Below are 26882 nucleotides of genomic sequence, written 5' to 3'. Positions count from 1 at the left end.
AGGGGCACGGGACGCCAGACCCGTCCCCCTCTCGCGTCACAGCACCTTCTTCCACACTCCCTCGTACGAGATCGGCGTGAAGCCGATGGCTTCGTTGATCGAGAGCATGGGGCGGTTCTCTTCGGCGTTGTAGGTCAGCACGCGGGGCGACTCCGGTGCGACGTCGTGCCACGCGAGGAGTCCCGCGCACTTCACGAGCATGCCGAGTCGGTGGCCGCGGTGGGCCGCGACGACGAGGGTGTCTTCCTGGCTGGTGGCAGCGGTGCGGTCCTTGCCGATGACGAGTTCGTTGAAGGCCGCAAGTTCGCCGGTGTCGACGTGCTGGGCGGCGGTGACGAGCATGTGCCGTCCGGCGTCGGTGTAGCCGGCTTCGTAGCGGCGCACTCGACCGGCATCCCACACCTCCTCGTCGAACTCGAGGTCCGCCGAGGGGGCGTCGGTCACCATGCGCGACTTCATCCACGCGAACGCGTCCACGAACTCGTCGGGCGTGGGCAGAGTCCACTGCACGATCCGGTAGCCCGAGGCCGCCTGTTCGGCCTCAGCGAACAGTTCCTCTAGGCGCGGTCGTGCTCCGGCGAGATCCAGCGAGCTCACGCGCACGATCTGTTCGAGCGAGAATCCGGATGCCAGAAGAAACCGCGCCGCGTGATCCCGCGGGATCGAGCCGAATCCCGTCGGTGCGTCGAGGCGCGGTCCGTCCGCGGCGGGATGTTCGGCCCACGACTGCAGGACGATACGCCCGTGCTCTCGTGCGGTGTTCTCGATGAGGGCGTAGGCGGCACGACCGATGCCGTTGCCCCATGCGGAGCGGCGCAGTTCGATGAGCCAGAACCCGGTGCGGGCGCCCTCCTCCTGCGGGAAGTCGAGACCCACGCGCCCGACGACCTCGCCGTGGTGGACGGCGATCCATGCGAATCGCTTCATCTCAGGTCGGGGTTGGTAGAGCGGGAGGAGCTCGTCGGCGGGCATGAACGAATCGTCGTGCCCCGAGATCTCGGCATAGACCAGGTTGCGGAGGCGGACCATCTCGCGGAAGTCCGCGGCATCCGGATCGTCGATGTGGGCGGGGATGTGAAGCGGGCGCAGCTCGAGGCCGGCGGGGAAGAAAGTCATTCGAAGGTCTTTCGTCGGATGAGACGGGGGAGGGGTGGGGCCGGCCGAGAGGCCGACCCCACCGGGATCAGAACGGCGGGCGGCTGAACGCCGCGGCGCTCTGCCAGGCCCGCTCGCGGCGGTCCCGCTCGGCGGCCGCGTCGCGAGCTCGCAGGGCTTCGACCGCGCGGTGGTCGAGGGCGCGGGCCCGGTTGGCGTGCCGGTTGAGCAGCCAGAGCCCCAGACGCAGCGACAGGCGGTCGAGCAGACCCAGCGGCCGGTAGGCCGTCGTGTCGAACGTGATCGTGGAGGGAGTGGGAGGGGTGGAAGGCGCGGCCGAGGAGTGCTGCGGCGCGCGCGTGAACAGGGCGTTCATGCGGAAGCTCCGTAAAGAAGATCTGGCGAGGAGGAAGCGCGTCGAGCAGACAGCTCACGCGGGGGCGGACGCAGAGGGTCCGGGTGGCCGACGTCGAGGAGACGGGCTCACGGGAAGCGGAGACGACAAGGCGTCTCGACGCGACGAACTAGCCCTGACGAGGGGGCATGCCGACGGCGGTGGTCACTCCCGTGGCGTATGCGGAGAGCACGGGGACGGCGATGAAGCCGGTGGCGGTGAAGCCGGTCGTGGTGCGAATCATGGAAGTAACCTCCTTTCGACGTCGGTTGCGACCTCAGACGCTAGCGAAGGCTGTCAGCGAATGTCAAGCTTCCGCTCAGATTGGGGCGGGTGCCGGGCGCGTCGAACCGCGCCCACCGGCCCGCCGCCGCGGAATCCTGCGGTTTCTCGGATACCGTGAACACGCGGTTCGATCGAGCGGAGGGCGGGTGACATGCACCTGAAGAGCGTGACGCTCAAGGGCTTCAAGTCCTTCGCGCAGTCGACCACCTTCGCCCTCGAGCCGGGCGTGACATGCATCGTCGGACCGAACGGGTCGGGCAAGTCCAACGTCGTCGACGCCCTGGCCTGGGTGATGGGGGAGCAGGGGGCGAAGACCCTTCGCGGCGGCAAGATGGAGGACGTCATCTTCGCCGGCACCTCGACGCGGGGACCCCTGGGGCGGGCCGAGGTCCAGCTGACGATCGACAACGCCGACGGTGCTCTGCCGATCGACTACAGCGAGGTGACGATCAGTCGCACGCTGTTCCGCACCGGCGCGAGCGAGTACGCCATCAACGGGCAGACGTGCCGCCTGCTCGACGTGCAGGAGTTGCTGAGCGATTCGGGCCTCGGGCGCGAGATGCACGTGATCATCGGGCAGGGCCGCCTCGACACCGTGCTCCAGGCATCGGCGGAGGACCGTCGCGGGTTCATCGAGGAAGCCGCAGGAATCCTCAAGCATCGCCGACGCAAAGAGAAGACCGTCCGCAAGCTCGAGGCGATGGAGACGAACCTCACGCGCTTGAGCGATCTCGCCGGCGAACTGCGCCGGCAGCTCAAGCCGCTGGGCAAGCAGGCCGAGATCGCTCGAGAGGCAGCGACGATCGCCGCGGTGGTCCGGGACGCGAAAGCGCGCCTCTACGCCGACGAGCTCGTGCGTCTGCGCGCGGAACTCGCCGACGCCGCTCGAGCCGAGAGTGAGCGCCACACCGAGCGGCTGGGCCTGCAGGAGCAGTCGGAGGGGCTGCGCGGTCGGGTGGAGCGCCTCGAGAACGATCAGCGCTCCGACGCCGTCGACCGCGCGCGCGGTGTCGCCTTCGCGCTCGAGCAGGTGCAGGAGCGACTCCGGGGGCTCTACACACTGGCCGGCCAGCGCCTGACGCTCCTCGGCGACGACGAGACGGACGGGTCGGGCTTCGCCCCCACGGTGACACAGTCGATGATCGACGACGTCCGCGCCGAGATCGACGACATCGCCGCGGGTCTCGGAGAGGCTCAGGATGCCGCGGCAGAGGCGTCCCGAGCGGTGAGGCGTGCCCGCGCCGACCTCGACGCGCTCGACGTCGACATCGCTGCGCAGAGTGCGCTGGTGTCGGAACACGACATGAAGATCACGAGCCTGCGGGGAGCGGCGGATGCGGCGAGCTCGGCCCTTGCCGCCGTGCGTGCCGGTGTCGACCGGCAGCAGCGGGCGCTCGACGCCGCGCTGATCCGACGGGCGGAAGCCGAGCAAGCCGTCGCCGAGCTGGATCCCGACGTGGTCCCCGAGGCCTCGACGGCCGAGCACGCGGCCGCCTACGAGCGCGCTCAGCGCGACGCCAACGACGTCGAGGCGCGCGTGTCCGGCCTGCGTGAACGCCTACACACCGCCGAGCGTGAGCGCGACGCGCTCACCGCGCAGACCACCGCTCTCGGCCGCGCCCTGGATGTCCGCAACGCGGCCGCCGATCTGATCTCGGCCGGGGGTTCCGGCATCCGGGGTCTCGTCGGCGACGACCTGAAGGTCAGGGCCGGATACGAAGCGGCGGTGGCCGCGGTGCTCGGAACCCTCGCGGAAGGGTTGCTCGTCGACGACGCGGAAGCGGCGTTCACCGCGGCCCGCACGGCCGCCGAGGCCGACCTGGGTCTGGTCGAGATCGCTCTGGCCGACGCCCCCGGGCCGGGGGAGTCCCTCCCGGCGCTCGACGGTGCGGTGCTCGCAGCGGATGTCGTCACGGCCTCGCCCGGGGTGCTCGGCATCCTGGCTCGCGTCCTCATCGTCGAAGACCTCGACGCCGCGCGATCGGCGCAGTCGAGTCTGGCGGACGGGCTCACGGTCGTGACCCGCTCTGGCGAGGTCGTGACCGCGCGGACCGTTCGCGCCGGCTCGGGCTCGGGCCGGTCGCGCCTCGAACTCGCCGCCGAGCGCGACGCCGCCGTGGAACGGCTCGACGAGGTCGTCGTGATCGTGGATTCGCTGAGAGAAGCCCTCGCCGACGAACAACGCCTGCAGGTCGATGCGCGCCAGCGCACGAAAGACGCCCTTTCGACCCTTCGCGCGCATGACGCAGCCCTGGCCGCTCACGCGGAGAAGGTCAACCGCGTGACCGTGCGCCACGAAGCCGCGGTCGCCGAGTGCGACCGTCTGGTCGCGGGGCTCGCGCAGACCGAGAGCGCGGTCGCCGAGGCGGAGGACGCGGCACGTCGGGCCGACGATGCGCTGGCCCGGGCCCTCGACGCGCCACGCCCGCTCCTCGATGCCTCGGCGCGCGAAGGAATGGCGGCAGAGGTCGACGCCGCGCGCGAGACCGAGATGCGCGCCCGCCTCGACATCGAGACGCTGAAAGAGCGCGTCCGTGCCGGTGAGGCTCGCATCGTGCAGCTCGAGCAGCAACGTGAGCGCGAGCGAACCGCGGCCGCCGAGGCGGCACGCCGTGCGGTGCTTCGCCGTGCGCAGCGTGAGATCGCGGCGGAGGTCGCGGGCCACCTCCCGGCCCTGCTCGACTCGGTCGATCGCTCGGTCAGTCAGGCGCGCGTCGAGCTGGCGGCCGCGGAGTCCGCCCGTACGGCGATCACGGAGGAGCTCTCTCGTGCGCGAGCCGACGAGTCCCTCGTGCGAGAGCGTCTGGCACGGCTCACCGAAAGCGTGCACGGGCTCGAGCTGCAGATGCACGAGAAGAAGCTCCACGTGACCGGTCTTCTCGAGCGTGCTCAGTCCGAGCTCGCGTTGGACGAGCACATTCTCGTTTCGGAATACGGCCCCGACCAGCCCATCCCCACCGAGAACGCGGAGGAGGGCATGCCCTTCGAGCGCGCCGCTCAGAAGCGCCGGCTCCAGGATGCCGAGCGCAAGCTGTCGCAGCTCGGCCGGGTGAACCCGCTGGCCCTGGAGGAATTCGCCGCGCTCGAGCAGCGCCACGCCTTCCTCACCGAGCAGCTCGCCGACCTGCAGCAGACGCGCGCCGATCTGCAGACGATCATCGCCGACCTCGACGAGCGCATGCAGACGATCTTCGTCGCGGCCTTCGAAGACACGCGTGCGGCCTTCACGGAGATCTTCCCGATTCTCTTCCCGGGAGGGGCCGGCAGCATCTCTCTCACCGATCCCGAGCACCCGCTGGCCACCGGCATCGAGGTCGCGGTGCGTCCGGTCGGCAAGAAGATCGAGCGGCTCTCGCTGTTGTCGGGCGGAGAACGCTCGCTCGCGGCGGTGGCGTTCCTCACCTCGATCTTCACGGCGCGCCCGAGCCCGTTCTACATCCTCGACGAGGTGGAGGCGGCGCTCGACGACGCCAACCTGGGTCGTCTGCTCGGGGTCTTCGAGAAGCTCCGCGCGAGTAGCCAGCTCATCGTCATCACCCACCAGAAGCGCACCATGGAGATCGCCGACGCGCTCTACGGGGTGTCCATGCGTCAGGACGGGGTCTCGGCGGTCGTGGGCCAGAGGGTCGGCGATCGCGCGATCGCGCGAGCGACGCAGGACCCCGTCGCGAAGACCTCCGACGAAGCCGCCCCCGTAAGCTGAAGCAATGGCTGAGAACTCCTGGTCGCTGGGCCGCGCGCTGCGCGGGCTGTTCGTCAAGCCCACGATCGACGAGACCACGTGGGACGACCTCGAAACGGCGCTGCTGACGGCCGATTTCGGACCCGATGTGACCGAGCGTCTGGTCGATGAGCTCCGCGAGAAGGTCGAGCGCTTCCGTACGACCGACCCGCGTGATCTGCAGCGCATGCTCAAAGAGACCCTCGAGGAGCACTTCGCCAAGTTCGACACGACCCTTCGCCTCACCGAGCGTCCGGCGGTCGTGCTCGTCGTCGGTGTGAACGGTGTGGGCAAGACCACGACCATCGGAAAGTTCGCGAAGTTCCTGCAGCGCTACGGTCGCACCGTCACGGTGGGGGCCGCCGACACCTTCCGGGCCGCGGCGGTCGACCAGCTCGCGACCTGGGCCGAGCGTGGGGGAGCGACGATCGTGCGCCCACAGCACGAGGGCCAGGATCCGGCATCCGTGGCCTTCCAGACCGTCGCCCACGCGAAAGAGACCGGTACCGAGATCGTGCTCGTGGACACGGCGGGTCGACTTCATACCAAGGGTGGGCTCATGGACGAGCTCGGCAAGATCAAGCGCGTCATCGAGAAGCAGGCGCCGATCGCCGAGGTCCTCCTCGTCCTGGATGCCACCACGGGTCAGAACGGGCTGATGCAGGCGCAGGCATTCCTCGACAGCGCGGGGGTCACCGGCCTCGTGCTGACGAAGCTCGACGGTTCCGCAAAGGGCGGTTTCGTTCTCGCGGTGCAGGAGCGCACCGGCATCCCGGTCAAACTCCTCGGCCAGGGCGAGGGCATCAACGACCTTACGGGTTTCACCCCGCACGTGTTCGCGGCTTCTCTCGTCGACTGACCCATACCGCACACACCCACCCGGGCGGGTCGTCTTCCCCAACACCGGGCGGAATGCTTACATGGAGCCATGGCCATCGAGCACGACTTCTTCGGACTCCTCGAGTCGGGCCCGGACGGGTCGATCTTCTGGAGCGAGAACGTCGAGTTCGGCGATCAGAGCGTCACGGTCGATCTGACGGCCCCCGATCAGGACGACGTGTCGGCCGAGGCGCTCGACGTCGCGGCATCCATGGTCTCGTCGCTCGAGGCCATCGACCTCGCCGCGCGGAACGCCATGGTCAACGAACTCGATTCGCGCACCAGCGAGGTGACCGAGTACATCCTCCAGCAGCAGGCCACCCTGGGTGAAGAGCTCGAGGACCTGCTCACGGACGTCTCGGGTGACACGCACATCGACGTCATCAAGGCGCTGCAGCTGATGAGCATGACGATCCTCGCCGACGAGCACGGGGGAGCAGACCCCTTCGCGGTGCTGGAGTACGCTCTCGACCCCGACGCGACCGACGACGTCCTTCTGGTCAACCTGGCCTCCGACGGCAGCGTCCAGTCGGTCACGAGCGCCGACTGAGCGCGTGCAGACCTTTCTGCCGTATCCCTCGTTCGTCGACTCCGCCCGTGTGCTCGATCCGAAGCGCCTCGGTAAGCAGCGGGTCGAGACCTTCCAACTGCTGCGCGCGCTGACGGTTCCTGACCACGGCTGGCGCCACCATCTCGCGGCCAAGATGTGGGACGGTCACCTCCCCGCCCTTGTCTCGTACGGTCTGGTGATGACCGACGAGTGGATCTCGCAGGGGCGCGCGGACACCGTCCGCGAGAAGATCCGCGACTTCGCGCCCGAGGTGGACGGCCTCGAACAGGGCGATCTCGACCTGCCGCCGTGGATCGGGGACGAGGCATTCCACCTCGCCCACCGCTCCAACCTCATCCGCAAGGACGCCGAGTTCTACGTACCGCGCTTCGGCGACATACGCGACGACCTCCCGTATGTCTGGCCGGCCTGAGGCGACCCCGTCGTTCGCTGTTCTCCGGGGGCGATCGACGCGCGCGACGTCGAGCGGGTCGAAGGCCGTCTGAGCTTCGCAGCCTTGCGGGAGCCGCCGTCGGTGGTGCCGACGTGCGAACCACGCCCCACTCCACTAAGGTGAGGCTGTCCTAACCTCAAGCTGTCGAGGTTTTCCCGACCCTCGAAGGAGTCCCATGTCCGTGCGCTCGCGCCGTCGCACCCGTCTCATCGGAGCCGCCACCCTCATCATCACCGGCATGATCGCCCTGGCCGGCTGCGCGGGCACGACGTCGTCGTCGCCGGAGTCCGCCGCCCCGGCCGCCGCGGGGTTCCCGGTGACCATCGACTCCTCCCTCGGGCAGACCGTCATCGACGCCAAGCCCGAACGGGTCGCCACGTGGGGCTGGTCGTCTCAGGATGCCGCGCTCGCGCTCGGCGTGGTGCCGGTGGCCATGCCCGCGTTCGCCTACGGCGGTGTGGACGGCATCCTCCCCTGGGACAAGGACGCCATCGACGAGCTCGGCGGCCAGACCCCGCAGCTGCTCTCGGGCGGCGACAACGGCACGCCGAACGTGGAGGAGTTCGTCCAGGCCAAGCCGGACGTGATCCTCGCCCCCTACTCCGGACTGACCCAGGAGCAGTTCGACGAGCTCAGCAAGATCGCACCCGTGGTGGCATACCCCGACAAGCCGTGGGCCACGTCCTGGCAGGACCAGACGAAGATCATCGGTCAGGCCCTGGGGCTGTCCGACGAGGCCGATGCGCTCATCGCTCGGACGAACGACGAGATCACGACGCTGGCCGCGAAGTACCCCGCGCTGCAGGGCAAGACCTTCGTCTACGGCGCGAACAACCAGCCCGAGACGTTCAACGTCTTCCGCGCCGACGACCCGCGCGTGCAGCTGCTCACGCAGCTCGGCATGGCCGTCGCACCCAGCGTCGAGGCCAACGTGCCCGCTTCCGATGCGTCGAGCTACTTCTACAAGGTCAGCTTCGAAAACCTCGGATCGTTGAGCTCCGACGTGCTCGTCGCCTACTTCGGAACACAGGATGCCGCCGACGCCTTCGTCGCAGACCCCCTCGTCGCCGCGATGCCGCAGGTGAAGGAGGGGCGGTTCGCCCCCATCGTCGGAGAATCGTTCGTGATGGCCTCGAGCGCGCCCACCGCGTTGTCGATCCCGTGGATGCTCGACCAGTACGTTCCGCAGCTGGCCGCCGTCGCCGAGCGTGTCGGCTGAGGTCGCCCTCGCAGACGGCGCCGCGCGAGTCCTCCTCGCGCGCCGCCGTCTCGCCGCCACCGGGATCGTCATCGGCGCGCTCGTCCTCGTCACCGGTCTCGGTATCGCCGTCGGCTCGGCCGACATCCGGCCGGAGACGGTCTGGGCGGCGTTGACCCACTACGACCCCGCCAACGCCGAGCACATCGCCATCGTCGACAAGCGCGTTCCGCGCACGGTGGTCGGTCTGCTGGTCGGGGCGGCCCTCGGCGTCGCCGGCGCGATCGCCCAGGGGGTGACGCGCAACCCGTTGGCCGACCCCGGCATCCTGGGCATCAATCAGGGTGCCGCCCTCGCGGTGGTGGTCGCCATCACCGTGTTCGGCGCCGTCGGCTCGGCCCAGTACATGTGGTTCGCGTGGATCGGCGGCGCGCTGGCCGCGGCGGTCGTGTGGGCGGTGTCCTCCGGCGGTCGCGACGGGGCGACACCCGCCAAACTGGCACTCGCCGGTGCCGCACTCAGCGCCGCCCTGGCCGGCCTGGTCTCGGCGGTCCTCCTCGTTCGACAGGATGCGCTCGATGCGCTGCGCTTCTGGCAGGTCGGTGCACTCGCGGGGCGCGGCCTCGACGTACTATTCCCGGTGCTGCCGGTCCTGGTCGTCGCGCTGCTGGCGGGGCTCGCGTCCGGCCGGGTGTTGAACCTGTTCGCCCTCGGAGACGACACCGCCGCGGGTCTGGGCGTGCGCGTCCGTCGCGCGCGGCTGATGGCCGGGCTCATCGTCGTGGCCCTCGCGGGCGGGGCGACCGCTGTCGCCGGTCCCATCGCGTTCGTGGGGCTGGTCGTGCCGCATGTCGTCCGGCTGCTGGTGGGGGTCGACTATCGCTGGATCCTCGCGTACTCCGCACCGGTGGGAGCGGCGTTCCTCGTCGCAGCCGACGTGGTGGCGCGGGTCGTCGCTCGACCGGGTGAAGTGCAGGTCGGGGTCATCGTCGCGGTGGTCGGTGCTCCCGTGTTCATCGCACTCGTGCGTCGCATGAAGGCGGTGGGTCTGTGACCGCGGTGACGGCGCGCCTGCGACGCGCCGAGCGGCGCCGCGTCCTGGCGGTGGTCGCGGGCGCGGTGGGCGTGGTGGTCGCGCTGTCGGCGGTCGCGTTGTCTCTGGGCGCCGCGGCCCTCACCCCGGCCGAGGTGTGGAGTGCGCTCACCGGCACGGGCAGCCGCATCGCGACCTATGTGGTCTGGGAATTGCGCATGCCCCGCGCCGCGGCGGCGGTGATCGTGGGCGCCGCGCTCGGCCTTGCCGGTGCGGTCTTCCAGGTCGTGTTGCGCAATCCGCTGGCGAGTCCCGACGTGCTGGGGGTGACCGCGTCGGCCGGTGCGGTGGGGGTGTTCGCCGTGCTGATGCTCTCCGTGAGCGGTGTGACCCTGACCGTACTCGTCGTGATCGGCGGCATCGCGGCGGCAGTCCTGATCGGCGCTCTGGCCTGGCGACGCGGCATCCACGCTCTGCGACTGGTGCTCGTGGGCGTGGGTGTGGCCGCGCTGGCATCGGCCGTGACGGGGTACCTGCTCACGCTGTCCGATCTCCGCGACGTCAGCGTGGCCTACACCTGGCTGGTCGGCAATCTCAGCGGAGCGGCGTGGCCGGTGGTCGGCTCGACCGGGGTCATCGCTCTCATCGGGACGCTGGTGCTCACGCTGCAGCGGCGCGGGTTGCGGGCGCTTGAGCTCGACGACGCGAGTGCGACCGCCCTGGGCTTCCGCGTCGAACGCATGCGAGTCGGCGTGCTCGCCACCGCGGTGGTCCTCGCCGCCGTCGCCGTTTCGGCTGCCGGCCCGATCGGATTCGTCGCACTCGTGGCACCCCAGTTGGCACGCCGGATCGGAGGCACCGGCCCGCTCTCGCTCTGGGCCGCCGCGGCCGTGGGAGCGGCGCTGGTGAGCACGTCCGACCTGCTGGGGCAGTACGCGATACCGGGGGTGGACCTGCCCGTGGGGGTCGTGACCGGCATCGTCGGCGCCCCGTATCTCGTGTGGCTTCTGGCACGAGGAACCCGAACCCGTCCGGGAGGACTCACATGAACGACGACCCCGTCGACCTGCGTGCCGAGGGCGTCTTCCTCGCCTACGATGCGCGACCCGTGGTCGAAGACCTCACTCTCGCGATCCCCCCGGGACGCATCTCCGTCATCGTGGGCGCGAACGCCTGCGGCAAGTCCACCCTGCTGCGGGCGATGGCGCGCCTGATCACGCCCTCCGCGGGGACGGTTCTCCTCGACGGCGCCGACATCAGATCCCGGCCCACTGCCGAGGTCGCGCGACGGCTCGGTCTGCTGCCGCAGTCGCCGATAGCGCCCGAGGGCGTCACGGTGGCCGACCTGGTCGGTCGGGGGCGGTATCCCCACCAGAGCTGGTTGCGACGGCGCGCGAGCGGAGACGATGAGATCGTCGACACGGCGATGGCGACGACCGGAGTGCTGGATCTGGCCCCTCGATCGGTCGACTCGTTGTCGGGCGGGCAGCGGCAGCGCGTGTGGATAGCGATGGCGCTGGCGCAGCAGACCGACGTTCTGCTGCTCGACGAGCCGACCACGTACCTCGACGTGAGTCACCAGATCGAGGTGCTCGACCTGCTCGCCGAGCTCAATCGCGAGCGGGGCGTCACCATCGTCATGGTGCTGCACGAGCTCTCTCTCGCGTGTCGCTACGCCGATCACCTCATCGCGATGAGAGACGGCCGAATCGTGCGCGAGGGAGCACCGGAACGGATCGTCGACGTCGACCTCGTGCGCGAGGTCTTCGGGATCGAGTCCGTCGTCGTGACCGATCCCGCATCGGGCATGCCGCTGGTGTCGCCGATCAGCCGATACCGTCGGCAGCCTGCTCGGGGCGACTGATCCCGAGCTCCTTCGTCTGAGGCCGGCACGGAGCGGGACGATCGCCGGCGGCCCCCGCCGGCAACGCAGCCGCGTGAGAGCTCAGACCGCCTGAGCGAACCCGGCGTCGGCTGCCGCGATGTCTTTCGCCAGGTGCCCCAGGTGGGGCGGGATCTCCCGCCCCTTCGACACCATCGACTGCGCCCACAGGCGCCCGGCGCGGTACGACGAGCGCACGAGGGGACCGGCGAGAACACCGAGGAACCCGATGCGCTCGGCCTCTTCCTTGAACTCGACGAACTCGGCCGGCTTGACCCAGCGCTGCACCGGCAGGTGTCGCGGGGTCGGGCGCAGGTACTGGGTGATCGTGATGATGTCGGTGCCCGCGGAGCGCAGGTCTTCGAGGGCCTGGACGACCTCCTCCGGCTCCTCGCCCATGCCGAGGATGAGGTTCGACTTCGTGATGAGCCCCGCGTCTCGGGCAGCGGTGAGCACCCCGAGCGAGCGCTCGTAGCGGAAGGCGGGGCGGATCCGCTTGAAGATGCGGGGGACCGTCTCGACGTTGTGCGCGAACACCTCGGGACGCGACGAGAAGACCTCGTCGAGGTGGGAGGGGTTCCCCGAGAAGTCCGTCGCGAGGATCTCGACCCCGGTGCCCGGGTTCTCGGCGTGGATGCGGCGCACCGTCTCGGCGTGCAACCACGCGCCCTCGTCGGGCAGGTCGTCGCGAGCGACGCCGGTGACGGTCGCGTACCGCAGCTGCATGCGCGTGACGCTCTCCGCCACCCGACGCGGCTCGTCGCGGTCGTATTCGGCGGGTTTGCCGGTGTCGATCTGGCAGAAATCGCACCGGCGGGTGCACTGCGAGCCACCGATGAGGAAGGTCGCCTCGCGGTCCTCCCAGCATTCGAAGATGTTGGGGCAGCCGGCCTCCTGGCACACCGTGTGCAGCTCCTCGGTCTTCACGAGGCTCTGCAGGGCGGTGTACTCCGGGCCCATCCTGGCCTTGGTCTTGATCCACTCCGGCTTGCGTTCGATCGGCGTCTCGGCGTTGCGCACCTCGAGGCGCAGGAGCTTCCGCCCGTTCGGGGCGGTGGATGCCGGGACGTCGGCGTTCCCGGTCCCGCAGGCGCTCATGCGGCCACCGCCGCGTACTCGGCGCGGAACACGCGCTCGATCGTCGGAACGAGATCGGCGGGGGAGACATCGGCCCCCAGCACCTCGCTGACGGTGGTCACTCCGGCATCCGTGATCCCGCATGGCACGATGCGCCGGAAACCGGCGAGGGTGTTGTCGCAGTTGACGGCGAAGCCGTGCATCGTCACTCCTTTTTCGACGCGGACACCGATCGCCGCGACCTTGTCGATGCCGAGGGGGCGGCGAACCCAGACGCCGCTGCGGCCCTCGACGCGGAAACCGTCGACGCCGAGAGGGGCGAGGGCGGTGATGAGCAGAGCCTCGAGTCGGCGCACGTGCGCGACGACGTCGAGGGGTTCGGGCAGACGCACGATCGGGTAGCCCACGAGTTGCCCGGGGCCGTGCCAGGTGATCTTGCCCCCGCGATCGACGTCGACGACCGGCGTGCCGTCGTCGGGACGCTCGTGCGCCTCGGTGCGCTTGCCCGCCGTGTAGACGGCCTCGTGCTCGAGCAGCAGCAGGGTGTCGGTACGCGCTCCCGCCACGACGTCGGCGTGGATGCGACGCTGGTGCGCCCAGCCGTCGAGGTAGGGGACGTAGTGCGGGGCCAGGCCCACGTGGTGGATGTCGATCATCGATGGCTCCGATGTTGGATTGGGTCCAACAATACACTGCGGGTGCGCCCCTAGGCTGGGGTCGTGACCGCCGAGCCTCGAAGTGGACGACCGCGCGCATCGTCGCGCGAAGTGCTCTCGGAAGCGGCCTGCGAGCTGTTCCTCGAGCAGGGGTACGACGCCACGAGCGTGTCGGAGATCACCCGGCGCGCGGGCGTCAGCCGCTCGAGCTTCTTCAACTACTTCTCGGCGAAGAGCGATGTCCTGTGGTCGGGGTTCGACGAGCAATCCGCCCGCGCGACCGCTCTGCTCCACGACGGCGTGGACGTGACCGCGGCACTCACGGCGATCGGCGACGAGCTCGCCCCCGATGCCCTGGCGCTGGCCATCACCAATGCCGAGGCGATGGGCATCGCGAGCGAACTCGATCGCGAACGCGCTATCCGCCAGTTCCGGTTGCAGAGCGAGATCTCGGCGCGACTCGTGCGCGATGGCATCCCTCCTCTGCTCTCGCAGGTGCGCGCGGGGGCGCTGTCGGCGGCGGTGCTGGCAGCGGTGTGGGCGTGGGCGGACCGTACGGCCGCGGGCCGCTCGCTCGCCGAGACGCTCGCAGAAGCGCTCTCCGCGGCGTGAGAGCGCACGGCGGGCGGCGAACGCGCCCTGCCCCGCGTAAACTCGACTCATCATGGCGACTTTCGGCACCCTCTCCGACCGGCTCACAGAGACCTTCCGCAATCTCCGGAAGAAGGGCCAGCTCACGCCCGCCGACGTCGACGGGACGGTGCGCGAGATCCGCCGAGCCCTTCTCGACGCGGACGTCGCGCTGCCCGTGGTCAAGGAGTTCACCGCCGCCGTCCGCGAGCGCGCCCTCGGCGACGAGGTCAATCGCGCGCTGAACCCGGCACAGCAGGTCGTGCAGATCGTCAACGACGAACTCATCGGCATCCTGGGCGGCCAGCAGCGTCGTCTGCGGTTCGCGAAGAACCCGCCGACCGTCATCATGCTCGCCGGCCTCCAGGGCTCGGGTAAGACCACTTTCGCGGGCAAGCTCGCCAAGATGCTCGAGAAGGACGGCCACACCCCGCTCCTGGTTGCGTGCGACCTCCAGCGCCCCAACGCCGTCAATCAGCTCCAGGTCGTCGCCGAGCGCGCCGGAGCCGCCGTGTACGCGCCCGAGCCGGGCAACGGCGTCGGCGACCCGGTGAAGGTCGCCCGCGACGGCGTCGCCTACGCGACGCGTCAGCAGCACGACATCGTCATCATCGACACCGCCGGCCGCCTCGGCGTCGATGCCGAGCTGATGAAGCAGGCTTCCGACATCCGCACCGCGACGCAGCCCGACGAGGTGCTGTTCGTCATCGACGCCATGATCGGTCAGGATGCCGTGAACACGGCCAAGGCGTTCCAGGACGGCGTGGACTTCACCGGCGTGGTGCTGTCGAAGCTCGACGGTGACGCCCGAGGCGGTGCCGCGCTCTCGGTGGCCTCGGTGACCGGCCGCCCCATCATCTTCGCGTCCACGGGTGAGGGTCTCGACGACGTCGAGCCCTTCCACCCCGACCGCATGGCGTCGCGCATCCTCGACCTCGGTGACATCCTCACCCTGATCGAGCAGGCGCAGTCCGCTTTCGACGAGGCCGAGGCGATGAAGGTCGCCGAGAAGCTCGCGACAGAGACCTTCACCCTCGAGGACTTCCTCGAGCAGATGCAGCAGATGAAGAAGATGGGCTCCATGAAGAAGATGCTCGGGATGCTCCCGGGCATGGGAAACATGAAGCAACAGCTCGAGAACTTCGACGAGCGCGAGATCGACCGAACCGAGGCGATCATCCGCTCGATGACGGTCGCGGAGCGCCGGAACCCCAAGATGCTGAACGGCTCTCGGCGCCTGCGCATCGCGCGCGGTTCGGGTATGACGGTCACGGACGTCAACCAGCTCGTGCAGCGGTTCGAGCAGGCGGCGAAGATGATGAAGACGGTCGCGCGCGGAGGTGTGCCCAACATCCCCGGCATGGGTCCCGTCGGTGGAAAGCCCGGCGCCTCGTCGAAGCGAGGCAAGCAGCAGAAGGCCAAGGGCTCGCGTTCGGGCAACCCGGCCAAGCGCGCGGCCGAGAACGCCGGCATCGCGGCCTCTGCCCCGGCCACCGGCTCGGGCTTCGGACTGGGCGGTCAGGCGGCTCCGAGCGAGGCCGACCTCGCCGAGCTGCAGAAGATGCTCGGTCGCGGCTGACCCGTGTCGCCGGGGTCGGCCCGGCATCTGCGTCAGGGCAGGACGTCTGCGTCCTGCAAGGCCGACATGACAGTCTGCTCGATCGCACGCTGGCCCCGCGGGGTGGGGTGGACGTCGTCCTCCTGCATCCACTCGGGGTGACCGGCGAGGGGCTGGCCGACATCGATGAAGGTTCCCCCCACCTTGTCGACGGCGTCCTTGAGGGCGTCGGAGGTGACTTTCGTGTCGCCGGGGACCTCGGGGTCATCGTTCCAGATGGTGCTGAGGCCGACGATGCGCGCATCGGGAGCGGCCGCGCGCAACTGGTGCACGGTGTCCGCGGTGTCCGTGCGGATCTCGTCTTCGTCTTCCCAGAAGTCGTTGCTCGAGGACTCGACGATGAGCAGCTGCGGCTGAAGGGCGGCGACCGCGGGCATGAGGCCGGCATAGGTCGTGCCGCAATCGCCCTGGACGACGAAGCCCATGCCCGGGCAGGCCAGGTTCGTGAGCCAGACATGAGCTCGCCCGGCGAGAAGCGTCGGCCAGGCCTGCTGCGGCTCCAAGCCGAAGCCCGACATGAGGGAGTCTCCGAGGGTCACCACGCGCAGCGGCGTCGAGGAGGTCGACGAGGGCGAGGGACTGGCCTCGAGGATGGGCGCGGCGAACGTGGGGGCGGCTGCGGTCTGAGGAAGATCGGACGCGCAGCCGACGAGCGTCGCGAGGACGCCCGCGGAGAGGGCTGTCAGCGCGGCCACCCTGATCCGGCGTCCGAAGGTCATGACGCGATCCTAGGAGTGTCCACCTATGAACGAGCGCCGAGGTTGGCTCCCTAGACGCGCAGGGCCGCGAGATGCTCGCGCAGGGTAGGGCCTCCGCGGAACTCGCGAATGAGGTGCCGGACGACCTCGCGCAGATCGCCGTCGGCGGCCTGTGCCACCGCGATCTGCCGCGCTGAGCTGCCGCCCGTGGCCAGGATCGTCTCGAGACTCGCGAACTCCTTCGCGCACTTCAGCTCAAGAGCGATGTCGGCGAGGTCCTCCATGGTCTCGCGCAAGTGATCGACGACGGGGCGCTGCGTGCCCTCACGATCGACGATCACTCGCGCATCGAGGCCGTACCGGGCTGCGCGCCACTTGTTCTCGCGGGCGTACCAGGGCGGGATGCCGGGCAGCTCCCGCCCCTCGTCGAGCAACCGAGAGAAGTGCTCGACCAGCGTCTGCGCGAGAGAGGCGACCGCGGCCAGCTCCGGGAGGGTCGACATCCCATCGCAGGCGCGGATCTCGACGGTGCCCCACTTGGGCGCCGGTCGGATGTCCCAGCGCACTTCGCTGGCATCCGCCATCACCCCGGTGCGGACCATGTCGTCGAGGTAGCTCTCGAAGTCCCCCCAGGACTCCAGCTGCCAGGGGAGACCTGCGGTCGGTAGCTGCTGGAAGACGAGGGCGCGATTCGAGGCGTAGCCGGTGCGCTCGCCCGCCCAGAACGGACTGGACGCCGAAAGCGCCTGGAGGTGGGGGAGGTACACGGTCAACGCGTTGACGATCGGCACGACCTTCTCGACGTCGTCGATGCCGATGTGCACGTGGATGCCCCAGATCATCATGTTGCGCCCCCACCACTGGGTGCGTTCGATGAGGGAGTGGTACCGCGTCTTGTCGGTGACCTCTTGGTCGAACCACTGCGCGAAAGGGTGGCTGCCGGCGCACAGGAGCTCGACGCCGCGCGGCTCGGTCTCTTCGCGCACCGCGCAGATGGCGTCGGCGATGTCGTCGACGGCCTCGGCGACGGTGTGGCCGACGCCGCTGGTCACCTCGACGGTGTTGGTCAGCAGTTCGCCCGTGACGGTGAAGCGCTCGAGGGCGGTCTTCTCCTCGAGCTGGTCGAGGATCTCCGGTGCGCGCGGGACCAGGTCGCCCGTCTCGCGGTCGGCGAGCATGAGCTCCCACTCCAGACCCACGGACGAGCGTGTCGATGCAGCGAACGGCAGCCTCATGCGGCTCAGTCTGACACGGGGGTCGGATGCCGGGATCTTCCGCTACGCTCCGTGTCGCGGCGCGTCGCGTGTCACCGCGGGGTCCGGGGATCTGGCAGAATAGAGGGCTGGACCCGCCACTCGACCCTCTATCCAGTGTCGGTCCACCCTTTTGAGCTTCCGCCGGGTGTGCACCCCACTCTCCAGGCGTTCGGTTCGTTCCTTTTTCATCATTTGGAGTCATCGTGGCTGTCAAGATCCGTCTCAAGCGCCTCGGAAAGATCCGTGCGCCCTACTACCGCATCGTCGTCGCCGACTCGCGCACCAAGCGCGATGGTCGTGTCATCGAGGAGATCGGCAAGTACCACCCGACCGAGGAGCCCTCGTTCATCGAGGTCGACTCGGAGCGCGCGCAGTACTGGCTCTCCGTGGGCGCCCAGCCCACCGAGCAGGTTGCCGCCATCCTCAAGCTCACGGGCGACTGGGGCAAGTTCAAGGGCGACAAGAACGCCGTCTCGACCGTCAAGGTCCGCGAGCCCAAGGTCGCGTTCGAGGCGGATGCCTCGAAGAAGTCGGTCGTCAAGCCCAAGGCCGAGAAGAAGGCCGAAGCTCCCGCCGAGGCGCCCGCTGAGGACGCCGCCGAGACCTCGGCCGAGTAATTCCCGTGCTGTCTGCCGCGCTCGAACACGTCGTCAAGGGGATCGTCGATCACCCGGATGCCGTGACCATCCGTTCCAGCTCTTCGCCTCGCGGTGACGTGCTGGAGGTTCGCGTGCACCCCGACGACCGGGGTCGCGTGATCGGGCGCGGCGGACGCACCGCCAAAGCACTGCGCACGCTCGTGTCGGCTCTCGCCGACGGACGCCGTGTGCGCGTCGATGTCGCCGACGACTGATGGCGAACGGCGACATCGCGGGCGCTCAGCCCGCCAAGACCCAGCTCCGCGTCGGCCGCCTCGTCAAGGCCCACGGCCTGAAGGGTGCGTTCAAGCTCGAGCTGTACACCGACGATCCCGACGGCCGTTTCACGCCGGGGAGCACCTTCACCCTGCAGGTTCCCGAATCCTCGCCGTGGCACGGCCGAGAGCTGACGGTCCGTGAGTTCCGATGGATGAACTCGCACCCGGTCGCCTTCTTCGAGGGTGTCGACGACCGCAACGCGGCAGAAGAGCTCGTCAAGGCGATCCTCTGGATCGACCAGGACTCCGAGGCTGCCCCCGCTGAAGACGACGCCTGGTACGACCACCAGTTGGTCGGTCTGGATGTCGTGCGCGACGGGGCCGTCATCGGTCGGGTCGCGCGTGTCGACCACTTCCCGGCTCAGGACCTCCTCATCGTCCGCATGGTCGGCGAGGACCGCGAGGTGCTCGTCCCCTTCGTCGGCGCCATCGTGCCCGAGGTCGACATCGCCGGTGGCCGTGTCGTCGTCACGCCCCCCGTGGGATTGTTCGAGGAGCTCCCGGCCGAGGCCGGCGACGAGCCCGAGCCCGCCTCGGTGTCGGACGACTCCGACGACGAGAACACCGATACCTCCGAGGACTGACGTGCGCATCGACGTCGTCTCGATCTTCCCGACGATCTTCGACGCTCTCGAGGTCTCGCTGCTCGGCAAGGCCCGGCAGAGCGGGCTGCTCGACGTGCGCATCCGGGATCTGCGCGCGTACACGCACGACCGACACCGCACGGTCGACGACACCCCCTACGGTGGCGGTGCCGGCATGGTGATGAAACCCGAGCCCTGGGGCGAGGCCCTCGATGACGTGACGCGCGACGCCGAGTCTCGCCCTGTCATCATCTTCCCCTCGCCCGCGGGCGAACGGTTCACGCAGGCGACAGCCCGCGAGCTTTCCACCGCACCGCACCTCGTGTTCGGTTGCGGGCGATACGAAGGCATCGACGAGCGCGTCTTCGATTACGCGGCCGAGCTCGGTGACGTACGCCTGATATCGCTCGGCGACTACGTGCTGAACGGCGGTGAGGTCGCCGTCATGGCGATGGTCGAAGCGATCGGGCGCCTCATTCCCGGTGTCGTCGGCAACCCCGAGAGCCTGGTCGAGGAGTCGCACGAGGACGGCCTGCTCGAATACCCCTCGTTCACCAAGCCGGCCGCGTGGCGCGGGCGCGAGGTGCCTCCCGTGCTTCTCAGCGGCAACCACGGCGCTGTGGCTACCTGGCGGCGTGAGCAGCAGGTGCAGCGCACCCGCGAGCGTCGGCCCGACCTGCTCGCCGACTGACGCTCGTCGGCGCGACGCTCCGCGGCATGCGGGATCTGCGGCACTGTCTCACGTTCGCCGAGCCCCCGGGTCGGCGCGCTCTCGCATTCTCCGCGGTGCAGCCGGAGAAGAGCGAGCGGTTCTTCGGAGGTCCGCCGCCGCAGGACGGGCCGGACATGACGGATGCCGCGACCTCGAGGCCGCGGCATCCGGAGACGTTCTTCAGTCGACGCCGAGGAACGAGCGGTCGGTGAGCACGATCGGGCCCTCGGCCGTGATCGCCACCGTGTGCTCGGAGTGCGCGCCACGCGAGCCGTCGGCGCTGCGAAGCGTCCACCCGTCCGGGTCGGTGACGAGTTCATCGGTGGTCTGCAGGAACCAGGGCTCGAGGGCGAGGACGAGACCCGCGCGCAGGGGGTAGCCGCGTCCGGCCTTGCCGTCGTTGGCGACGTGGGGGTCGCCGTGCATGGTGCGGCCGACACCGTGACCGCCGAAGTCGAGGTTGATGCTGAGGTCGTCCGCGTGGGCGACGGAGGCGATCGCGGCGGAGATGTCGCCGATCTTGTGCCCCACGGTCGCCGCCTCGATCGCCGCGGCGAGAGCGCGCTGGGTCGTGTCGATGAGTGCGAGGTCCTCGTCGCGCGCGGTACCCACGACGAATGAGACGGCCGAGTCGGCGACCCAGCCGTCGACAGACGCGGCGAAGTCGAGCGACACGAGGTCGCCGTCTCGCAGCGTGTAGTCGTGGGGGAGCCCGTGCAGCACGGCGTCGTTGATCGAGGTGCAGAGCACCTTGCCGAAGGGGCTCGCGCCGAACGAGGGGTGGTAATCGATGTAGCACGACTCGGCCCCCGCCGAGCGGATCATCTCGTGCGCGCGACGGTCCAGCTGCAGGAGGTTCGTTCCCACCTTCGTCTCGGCACGCAGCGTGGCCAGCACCTCCGCGACGAAGCGTCCGGCGGGGCGCATCGCGTCGATCTCGGCCGGGGTGCGCAGTTCGATCATGGGTGGTTCCTCTCGCGTCGAACCTCCATTCTCCCCGATGCGCGAGGCGGCCGCCCGACCGGACGTCGCCATAGGTTTCTCAGAGGCGGAGCACATGATGGAGCCCTAGCATCGGGTCATGGCGCTGCGAAGACTGTTCCTCCACTGGCTGTTCCCGGCCGCTTTCGTTCTGCCGCTGTGGTTGTTCGTCGGGTGGATCGTGTTCTCCGGGGGCAGCGCTTGGGGGCTGTTGTGGCTCTTCGTCGCGGTGCCGGCCGTGTTCATCTCGCAGCTCGTGCTGTCGTTGCTGATCCGTGCGCGCGGCAGCGTGCGTGAGAATCGCGCGGTGTCGTGGCGGGATCTGGCCGGTCTCGGACTCTGGCACGTCGTGATCGTCGCCCTCGGTCTGTTCGACTCCCGCGTCTTCTTCCCTCTCCTCGTGCTGTCGATCGTGGGCGCGCTCGTGTTGTTCTGGTCGACGCTCGCGCAGCTGTGGAGCGAGGCGCGCGGCGCGATGACCGTGCTGCACACGCCCGACGGTACGGCCTACATCCCGCCCGCGCGCGAGCGTACGACCCGGCCGACGGATGCCGAGGTCATTGTCGTGACCGAGTCCCGTCGCGCCGAGTGACGCGCGACTCCCGGATCCCGTCAGGCGAATCGTTTTGGCTGGTCGGCCCCGGCGTGGCAGAATGGTCGATTGTGCCCTGACCGGCTCTGCCTCAGGGGAGTCAGCCGCTCTCGCGGCTTCGGGTACGCCTCACCTTTTCCCTCTTATCGTGCGATCGACCTGTGGCGGTCGCAGGAAGTGATGATCATGCAGATCCTCGACTCCGTCGACGCGGCTTCGCTCCGCTCCGACATCCCCACCTTCGGCCCCGGCGACACCGTCAAGGTCCACGTCAACATCACCGAAGGCAACCGCTCGCGTATCCAGGTGTTCCAGGGCGTCGTCATCGGCCGCTCGGGCGACGGCGTTCGCGAGACCTTCTGCGTCCGCAAGGTCAGCTTCCAGGTCGGCGTCGAGCGCACCTTCCCGGTCCACAGCCCCGTGATCGACCACATCGAGGTCGTCACGCGCGGTGACGTGCGTCGCGCCAAGCTGTACTACCTGCGCAGCCTGCGTGGCAAGAAGGCGAAGATCAAGGAGAAGCGCGACCGCTGAGTCCGCTCTCTCGAACGCCCCGTGGGTCTCACCCCCGGGGCGTTCGGCGTTCTCACGGCGAGGCCGGTCACGGGGCGGCTCCGCGATGTGCGACCCTGGTTCCTGCGGTTCGGTCGGTGTGCGTCGGACCCGGTGAAGGAACACATGAGCGATCAGACCGCCTCGACCTCGGATGCCGTGGCATCCCGCCCCGCCGGACGACGTCGACGCGGATGGGGAGCGTTCTTGCGCGACCTCCTCGTGATCGTGCTGATCGCGCTCGTGGTGTCGTTCCTCGTCAAGACGTTCGTCGTGCGCTCGTTCTACATCCCGTCGGCGTCGATGGAGAACACGCTGATGATCAAGGACCGGATCCTCGTGGACGAGTTGACTCCGCGTTTCGGTCAGTACTCGCGGGGTGACGTCGTCGTGTTCCGCGATCCGGGCGGGTGGCTGCCCCCGAGCCCCTCCGAGCAGCGGTCGCCGGTCGTCGAGGGCGCGGACTGGGTGCTCTCGCTCTTCGGCCTGTCCGCTCCCGACAGCGACGACCACCTCATCAAGCGGGTCATCGGCACCGCGGGCGACCACGTGGTCTGCTGCAATGCCCTGGGGCAGACGACCGTCAACGGCGTGCCCATCGACGAGAGCTACGTGCGTCTCGCCCCCGGCGCTACCGCCCCCGAGCCCGTTCCGTACGACATCACGGTGCCCGACGGTTCGCTCTGGGTGCTCGGCGACAACCGCAACAGCTCGCGCGATTCGCGCTTCAACCAGGACCAGCCGGGGCAGGGCTTCGTTCCCGTCGACAACGTCGTGGGTCGTGCCTTCCTCATCACCTGGCCGTTCACGCGCTTCGGTCTGATCGACTTCCATCACGAGGTGTTCGCGGGGGTTCCCGCGCCGGCGGCGAAGTGATCGAACCCACTCTCACCCTCGAGCGTCGCCTGCTCAAGGAGCACGCGATCGTCATCGCGTGCGACGAGGTCGGGCGCGGAGCCCTGGCGGGTCCCGTCGCGGTGGGGGCCGCGGTGATCGATCCGACGCGCTCGCGCAAGAGGGTGCCGCAGGGGCTGCGAGATTCCAAGCTCGTGCCCGAGGCGCGTCGCCCCGACGTCGCCGCGCGCGCGGCAGCCTTCGTGCAGCACAGCGCCGTCGGATGGGCGAGCTCGGTCGAGGTCGACGAGATCGGCATCATCCGGGCACTGGGGCTGGCCGCGGTCCGTGCCATCGCCGATCTACGCGCGCACGGCGTCGTGCCCGAACACGCCGTGGTGATCCTCGACGGCAACCACGACTACATCACGCCCGCGGGGGAGTCCGGTCTGACCGTGCGTCCGATCATCAAGGCCGACCGTGACTGCGCGAGCGCCGCCGCGGCATCCGTCATCGCCAAGGTCGCCCGCGACACGCTGATGACGGGCTTGCACGACGACCATCCGGCGTACGGGTGGGCTCGGAACAAGGGGTACGCGAGCCTCGACCATCGCGACGCGATCACCGCGTACGGCATGAGCGTGCACCACCGGCACTCCTGGGCGATCGCGGCCGCCCCGACGCTCTTCTGACTCTCGTGAACGTCGCCCGCGGGACTCGCCCGAGCGAGACCACCGTGCGGCCGGGATGACGGCGCCCGCCTAGGATGGAACAACCATGGATGACGACGTCTTCGAGGACTACGACCGCGAACTCGAGCTGGCCCTGTACCGCGAGTACCGCGATGTCGTGCGCCAATTCACCTATGTGATCGAGACCGAGCGCCGGTTCTATCTCGCGAACGACGTCAATGTCGTCCGCCGCGACACCGAGCACGACTTCTACTTCGAGATCTCGATGACGGACGTCTGGGTGTGGGACATCTACCGCGCCGACCGGTTCGTGAAGTCGGTGCGCGTGCTCACCTTCAAAGACGTCAACGTCGAGGAGCTCTCGCGCCACGACTTCCAGCTTCCGGACGAGCTCTCTCTCGACAACTGAGGCTCCTCCACAGAGGGGCGGTTCACGCCGCTGTCCCCGGATAGCCGTTCGCGTGCCGCGGGCCGGGTGAGACGGATGCCACGCTCTCGGGCATGGCAACGAAAGACGAGCTCGGCAGGGCCGGCGAAGACCGCGCCGCCGCGTACCTGACGGACGACGGCTACCGCATCCTCTCGCGCAACTGGCGGTGCGCTCACGGCGAGATCGATATCGTCGCGGTGCGCGGCGAGACGCTGGTGGTGGTCGAGGTCAAGACCCGGCGGACCGAGGACTACGGTCATCCCTTCGAGGCGATCGACGCCCGCAAGGCGCAGCGTCTGTGGCGCCTGGCGATGGCGTGGCTCGCGGCCCACCCGGACGAGGCGCGAGGCCGGCGGCTCCGGGTCGATGCGATCGGTCTGATCGGAGCCGATCCCGCGCACGCTCGCCTCGAGCACCTCGAGGACGCGCTGTGACCCTCGCGCGCACCTGGGCCGTCGCTCTGTCGGGGCTGCACGGAGACCTCGTCGAGGTCGAGGCCGACGTGTCGTCGCAGACCCCGGAGTTCTCGATCATCGGGCTCGCCGACAAGGCCCTGGGCGAGGCCGGACGGCGCGTGCGCGGCGCCTGCACGAACCGCGGTCTCGACCTGCCGAAGCGGCGGATCACCGTCAACCTCTCTCCGGCGAGCCTGCCCAAGCGCGGGTCGGGATTCGACGTGGCCATCGCCGTCGCCGCTCTCGCCACGTCGGTGCGGATGGACGCCGCACGCGTCGCAGAGACCGTGCACATCGGCGAGCTCGGGCTCGACGGCCGTCTCCGACCCGTCCCCGGAGTGCTGCCCGCGGTGGTCGCGGCACAGCGGGCGGGACACCGGCAGGTGGTGGTTCCGGCGGCGAACGCCGCGGAGGCCGGACTCATCGACGGCGTCGAGGTGTTCGCGGCCGGCTGCCTCGCCGAAGTGGTGAGGTGGCACGGCGGGAACAGCGATGCCGTCGACCTCGAGCCGGTCGCGGCACCGGCGACGGGCGTGGCGGAAGACGAGTGTCTCGAACTCGCCGACGTCGTGGGGCAGAGGGATGCGGTCGACGCGCTGGTGGTCGCCGCCGCGGGCGGGCATCACCTGTTGATGAGCGGACCCCCGGGTGCGGGGAAGACCATGCTGGCGCGACGGCTCCCCGGCATCCTGCCGCCCTTGGACGACGAGGCAGCGCTGTCGGTCGCTTCGATCCGCTCGTTGTCGGGCGAGGCTGTGACGCGTCTGTCGAGGACGCCTCCGTTCGAGAGCCCTCATCACGGGGCGACCGCTGCGGCGTTGATCGGCGGCGGATCGGGCGTCGTGCGACCGGGGGCCATCGCCCGCGCGAGTGAGGGGGTGCTGTTTCTCGACGAGGGCGGCGAGTTCCCGGCGTCCGTTCTCGACGCTCTCCGGCAGCCGCTCGAGAGCGGTGTGATCCAGGTGCACCGGTCCGGGGTCTCCGCGACGTATCCGGCGCGGTTCCAGCTCGTCGTGGCGACGAACCCCTGTCCCTGCGGTCAGTACGGGGTAGCGGGCGGTTCGTGCGAGTGCGCTCCGCAGGCGATCCGGCGATACACGCGGCGTCTCTCCGGCCCGCTTCTCGACCGCATCGACATCGACCTGCGGCTGCAACGTGTGTCGACCGCCCGTCACGAGGGCAGCGCGCGGTCGATGTCATCCGAGGAGGCACGCGCCATCGTGGCGAAGGCGCGTGCGCGCGCCGCGCAGAGATGGGCGCAGACGCCCTGGCGTCGAAACGCCGACGTCCCGGGGACGTGGCTGCGCGGACCCGCGGCTCCTCCGGCCGCTGTGCTGCGGCCCCTCGACACGGCCCTGCGTCGCGGTGCCCTGACCTTGCGCGGGTACGACCGGCTGCTGCGCGTTGCCTGGACGGTCGCCGATATCGCCGGTCACGACGCGCTGCGATCCGAAGACGTCGGTCGCGCTCTGTTTCTGCGCCGGGGAGCGGTCGCGTGACGGCGTTCGTCGTCGATCCCGGGGAGGCTCGCCGGGCGCTCGCGGGGCTCAGGGGGAGCGACGCGGGGGTCGAGGAGGCCTACGCCCGGGCCGTCTGGAGCGTCCTCGCCGAACCGGGCGACGGATCGGCGGGTGCGCTCATCGCGACGCACGGGGCAGTGGATGCCCTACGCGTCGCCACCGACACGCAGGACGCGCAGTTCCGGGCCGCGAGAGCGCGCTGGCTTCCGCGCTTGCAGCCGGAGGCCATCACCGCGGTGCTCGACGCCGCGCGTCGCGCGGGCGCCTCGCTCGTCGTGCCGGGGGATGACCGTTGGCCCACGCGGCTCGACGACCTCGGCGATCACGCGCCGGCGGCTCTCTGGCGTCGTGGGGGAGACGTGGCGAGCGATCGTCCCGCCGTCGCCCTGGTGGGGGCTCGGGCGTCCACGGCCTACGGCGAGGGCGTGGCGGCCGACCTCGCCGCGGAACTGTCGGCCGCCGGCGTCGTCGTCGTCTCGGGTGCGGCCTACGGGATCGACGGGGCGGCCCATCGCGCCGCGTTGTCGGCGGGGGGTAAGACGCTCGCCTTCCTCGCCGGGGGTGTGGACCGCGCTTATCCCCGCGGGCACGAGGGCCTGCTGTCGAGGATCGCAAGCGAGGGCGCGGTGTGGAGTGAGACGCCCTGCGGTGCGGCACCCACCAAGTGGAGGTTCCTCGCGCGGAACCGTCTGATCGCGGCGATAGCCGACGCGGTCGTGGTCGTCGAGGCCGGCTGGCGGAGCGGCTCGCTCAACACAGCCGCTCACGCGGCGAGCCTCGGCCGCGCGCTCGGTGCGGTACCCGGGCCCGTCACGAGCGCCGCCTCCGCGGGATGCCACCGGATCCTCCGCGAGTTCGGCGGGGTGTGCGTGACGTCGTCGGCGGACGTTCTTGAGATGATCGGGACGCACGTGCAGGAGCCGCAGAACCCGACGGAGCGGACGGACGAGACGACGAGGGTGTTCGACGCGCTCTCCCCGCGCACGGCTCGTTCGACGGTCGAGATCGCACGCCGGAGCGGGTTGTCGGTCGATGAAGCGGGCGTGCTCCTCGGCTTCGCCGAGCTCGAGGGCAGAGTCCGCCGCGATGACGACGGTCTCTGGACGGCGGCGCGCTCGCGGGGGGAGCGATGAACGAGATCTCGCGCGTCGTCGAACCATCGAGGGCGATCGGCGGGCAGTCTGGATG

At 69.7% G+C, this 26882-nt stretch carries 29 protein-coding genes; 22 read left to right on the top strand and 7 right to left on the bottom strand.

What is annotated here, in order from left to right:
• Positions 1-36: 36 nt before the first annotated feature.
• Both QE416_RS14315 and QE416_RS14310 read right to left on the bottom strand, forming a co-directional pair.
• Complete coding sequence (locus tag QE416_RS14315) at positions 37-1116, bottom strand: GNAT family N-acetyltransferase (protein WP_307317158.1); 1080 nt, start codon at positions 1114-1116, stop codon at positions 37-39.
• A 67-nt stretch (positions 1117-1183) separates the two neighbouring features.
• Positions 1184-1471 (bottom strand): hypothetical protein, encoded by a 288-nt coding sequence (locus QE416_RS14310; protein ID WP_267787094.1) that lies wholly within the window; start codon positions 1469-1471, stop codon positions 1184-1186.
• Between the two features lie 454 nt (positions 1472-1925).
• Between QE416_RS14310 and smc the strand changes: the two genes are divergently transcribed.
• From smc to QE416_RS14270, 8 genes are all read left to right on the top strand, one after another.
• A complete protein-coding gene (gene smc, locus QE416_RS14305) occupies positions 1926-5477 on the top strand; it encodes a chromosome segregation protein SMC (RefSeq protein ID WP_307317156.1) in 3552 nt (1183 codons plus the stop codon).
• Between the two features lie 4 nt (positions 5478-5481).
• Positions 5482-6354 (top strand): signal recognition particle-docking protein FtsY, encoded by an 873-nt coding sequence (gene ftsY, locus QE416_RS14300; RefSeq protein ID WP_115917976.1) that lies wholly within the window; start codon positions 5482-5484, stop codon positions 6352-6354.
• Between the two features lie 69 nt (positions 6355-6423).
• Complete coding sequence (locus QE416_RS14295; RefSeq protein ID WP_103208919.1) at positions 6424-6924, top strand: DUF2004 domain-containing protein; 501 nt, start codon at positions 6424-6426, stop codon at positions 6922-6924.
• A gap of 4 nt (positions 6925-6928) precedes the next feature.
• The gene (locus QE416_RS14290; protein WP_307317153.1) at positions 6929-7357 is read left to right on the top strand and encodes an MSMEG_6728 family protein; all 429 of its coding nucleotides are present in this window, start codon (positions 6929-6931) and stop codon (positions 7355-7357) included.
• Positions 7358-7553: 196 nt separating this feature from the next.
• Positions 7554-8597 (top strand): iron-siderophore ABC transporter substrate-binding protein, encoded by a 1044-nt coding sequence (locus QE416_RS14285; protein ID WP_307317152.1) that lies wholly within the window; start codon positions 7554-7556, stop codon positions 8595-8597.
• Complete coding sequence (locus QE416_RS14280; protein WP_307317151.1) at positions 8587-9630, top strand: iron ABC transporter permease; 1044 nt, start codon at positions 8587-8589, stop codon at positions 9628-9630. The genes QE416_RS14285 and QE416_RS14280 overlap by 11 nt, the downstream gene beginning before the upstream one ends.
• Positions 9627-10658: an iron chelate uptake ABC transporter family permease subunit gene (locus QE416_RS14275; RefSeq protein WP_307317148.1), complete on the top strand. Its 1032-nt coding sequence runs from the start codon at positions 9627-9629 to the stop codon at positions 10656-10658. The genes QE416_RS14280 and QE416_RS14275 overlap by 4 nt, the downstream gene beginning before the upstream one ends.
• Entirely contained in the window at positions 10655-11473 is an 819-nt protein-coding gene (locus tag QE416_RS14270; protein WP_307317145.1) for an ABC transporter ATP-binding protein, read from the top strand. The genes QE416_RS14275 and QE416_RS14270 overlap by 4 nt, the downstream gene beginning before the upstream one ends.
• An 81-nt stretch (positions 11474-11554) precedes the next feature.
• On the opposite strand, the gene lipA is transcribed toward QE416_RS14270, so the two are convergent.
• Complete coding sequence (gene lipA / locus QE416_RS14265; RefSeq protein ID WP_307317142.1) at positions 11555-12589, bottom strand: lipoyl synthase; 1035 nt, start codon at positions 12587-12589, stop codon at positions 11555-11557.
• Positions 12586-13224 carry a lipoyl(octanoyl) transferase LipB gene (gene lipB / locus QE416_RS14260; protein ID WP_307317139.1) on the bottom strand — a complete coding sequence of 213 codons (639 nt, stop codon included), beginning with the start codon at positions 13222-13224 and terminating at the stop codon, positions 12586-12588. Before lipB ends, lipA begins: the two co-directional genes overlap by 4 nt.
• Positions 13225-13287: 63 nt before the next feature.
• Between lipB and QE416_RS14255 the strand changes: the two genes are divergently transcribed.
• Both QE416_RS14255 and ffh read left to right on the top strand, forming a co-directional pair.
• Positions 13288-13836, top strand: coding sequence for a TetR/AcrR family transcriptional regulator (locus QE416_RS14255; protein WP_267787104.1), 549 nt, complete (start codon positions 13288-13290; stop codon positions 13834-13836).
• A 52-nt stretch (positions 13837-13888) separates the two neighbouring features.
• Entirely contained in the window at positions 13889-15433 is a 1545-nt protein-coding gene (gene ffh, locus QE416_RS14250) for a signal recognition particle protein (RefSeq protein WP_307317137.1), read from the top strand.
• A 32-nt stretch (positions 15434-15465) separates the two neighbouring features.
• Here the strand turns inward: ffh and QE416_RS14245 are convergent, their stop codons facing one another.
• Positions 15466-16191, bottom strand: a complete 726-nt coding sequence (locus tag QE416_RS14245; protein ID WP_307317134.1) for an SGNH/GDSL hydrolase family protein — start codon at positions 16189-16191, stop codon at positions 15466-15468.
• Between the two features lie 50 nt (positions 16192-16241).
• On the bottom strand, positions 16242-17405 hold the full coding sequence (locus tag QE416_RS14240; RefSeq protein WP_307317132.1) for a glutamate--cysteine ligase: 1164 nt from the start codon (positions 17403-17405) through the stop codon (positions 16242-16244).
• A gap of 224 nt (positions 17406-17629) precedes the next feature.
• Between QE416_RS14240 and rpsP the strand changes: the two genes are divergently transcribed.
• From rpsP to trmD, 4 genes are read left to right on the top strand one after another with little or no spacing between them, the layout of a single operon-like run.
• Complete coding sequence (gene rpsP, locus QE416_RS14235; protein ID WP_307317129.1) at positions 17630-18043, top strand: 30S ribosomal protein S16; 414 nt, start codon at positions 17630-17632, stop codon at positions 18041-18043.
• A 5-nt stretch (positions 18044-18048) separates the two neighbouring features.
• Entirely contained in the window at positions 18049-18279 is a 231-nt protein-coding gene (locus tag QE416_RS14230; RefSeq protein ID WP_094736438.1) for an RNA-binding protein, read from the top strand.
• Positions 18279-18926, top strand: coding sequence for a ribosome maturation factor RimM (gene rimM, locus QE416_RS14225; RefSeq protein WP_307317124.1), 648 nt, complete (start codon positions 18279-18281; stop codon positions 18924-18926). Before QE416_RS14230 ends, rimM begins: the two co-directional genes overlap by 1 nt.
• A 1-nt stretch (position 18927) precedes the next feature.
• Positions 18928-19617 carry a tRNA (guanosine(37)-N1)-methyltransferase TrmD gene (trmD, locus tag QE416_RS14220; RefSeq protein WP_210074679.1) on the top strand — a complete coding sequence of 230 codons (690 nt, stop codon included), beginning with the start codon at positions 18928-18930 and terminating at the stop codon, positions 19615-19617.
• A 201-nt stretch (positions 19618-19818) separates the two neighbouring features.
• Here the strand turns inward: trmD and map are convergent, their stop codons facing one another.
• Positions 19819-20601 (bottom strand): type I methionyl aminopeptidase, encoded by a 783-nt coding sequence (map, locus tag QE416_RS14215; RefSeq protein WP_210074681.1) that lies wholly within the window; start codon positions 20599-20601, stop codon positions 19819-19821.
• A gap of 118 nt (positions 20602-20719) precedes the next feature.
• Between map and QE416_RS14210 the strand changes: the two genes are divergently transcribed.
• From QE416_RS14210 to dprA, 8 genes are all read left to right on the top strand, one after another.
• Positions 20720-21211 carry an MFS transporter permease gene (locus QE416_RS14210; RefSeq protein ID WP_307317120.1) on the top strand — a complete coding sequence of 164 codons (492 nt, stop codon included), beginning with the start codon at positions 20720-20722 and terminating at the stop codon, positions 21209-21211.
• A gap of 186 nt (positions 21212-21397) precedes the next feature.
• A complete protein-coding gene (rplS, locus tag QE416_RS14205) occupies positions 21398-21745 on the top strand; it encodes a 50S ribosomal protein L19 (protein WP_267787110.1) in 348 nt (115 codons plus the stop codon).
• Between the two features lie 144 nt (positions 21746-21889).
• Positions 21890-22639: a signal peptidase I gene (gene lepB, locus QE416_RS14200; RefSeq protein WP_267787111.1), complete on the top strand. Its 750-nt coding sequence runs from the start codon at positions 21890-21892 to the stop codon at positions 22637-22639.
• A complete protein-coding gene (locus QE416_RS14195; protein WP_267787112.1) occupies positions 22636-23289 on the top strand; it encodes a ribonuclease HII in 654 nt (217 codons plus the stop codon). The genes lepB and QE416_RS14195 overlap by 4 nt, the downstream gene beginning before the upstream one ends.
• A gap of 85 nt (positions 23290-23374) precedes the next feature.
• Positions 23375-23698: a DUF2469 family protein gene (locus QE416_RS14190; RefSeq protein WP_055836674.1), complete on the top strand. Its 324-nt coding sequence runs from the start codon at positions 23375-23377 to the stop codon at positions 23696-23698.
• A 92-nt stretch (positions 23699-23790) separates the two neighbouring features.
• Entirely contained in the window at positions 23791-24153 is a 363-nt protein-coding gene (locus tag QE416_RS14185; RefSeq protein ID WP_307317119.1) for a YraN family protein, read from the top strand.
• The gene (locus tag QE416_RS14180; RefSeq protein WP_307317117.1) at positions 24150-25673 is read left to right on the top strand and encodes a YifB family Mg chelatase-like AAA ATPase; all 1524 of its coding nucleotides are present in this window, start codon (positions 24150-24152) and stop codon (positions 25671-25673) included. The genes QE416_RS14185 and QE416_RS14180 overlap by 4 nt, the downstream gene beginning before the upstream one ends.
• Positions 25670-26827 (top strand): DNA-processing protein DprA, encoded by a 1158-nt coding sequence (gene dprA, locus QE416_RS14175; RefSeq protein WP_307317115.1) that lies wholly within the window; start codon positions 25670-25672, stop codon positions 26825-26827. The genes QE416_RS14180 and dprA overlap by 4 nt, the downstream gene beginning before the upstream one ends.
• Positions 26828-26882: the final 55 nt, after the last annotated feature.

This window comes from Microbacterium sp. SORGH_AS_0421, from assembly GCF_030818635.1.
Classification (GTDB): domain Bacteria; phylum Actinomycetota; class Actinomycetes; order Actinomycetales; family Microbacteriaceae; genus Microbacterium.
The sequence above is the reverse complement of the archived record's forward strand: the minus strand, read 5'-3'. Positions and strand labels throughout refer to the sequence as shown.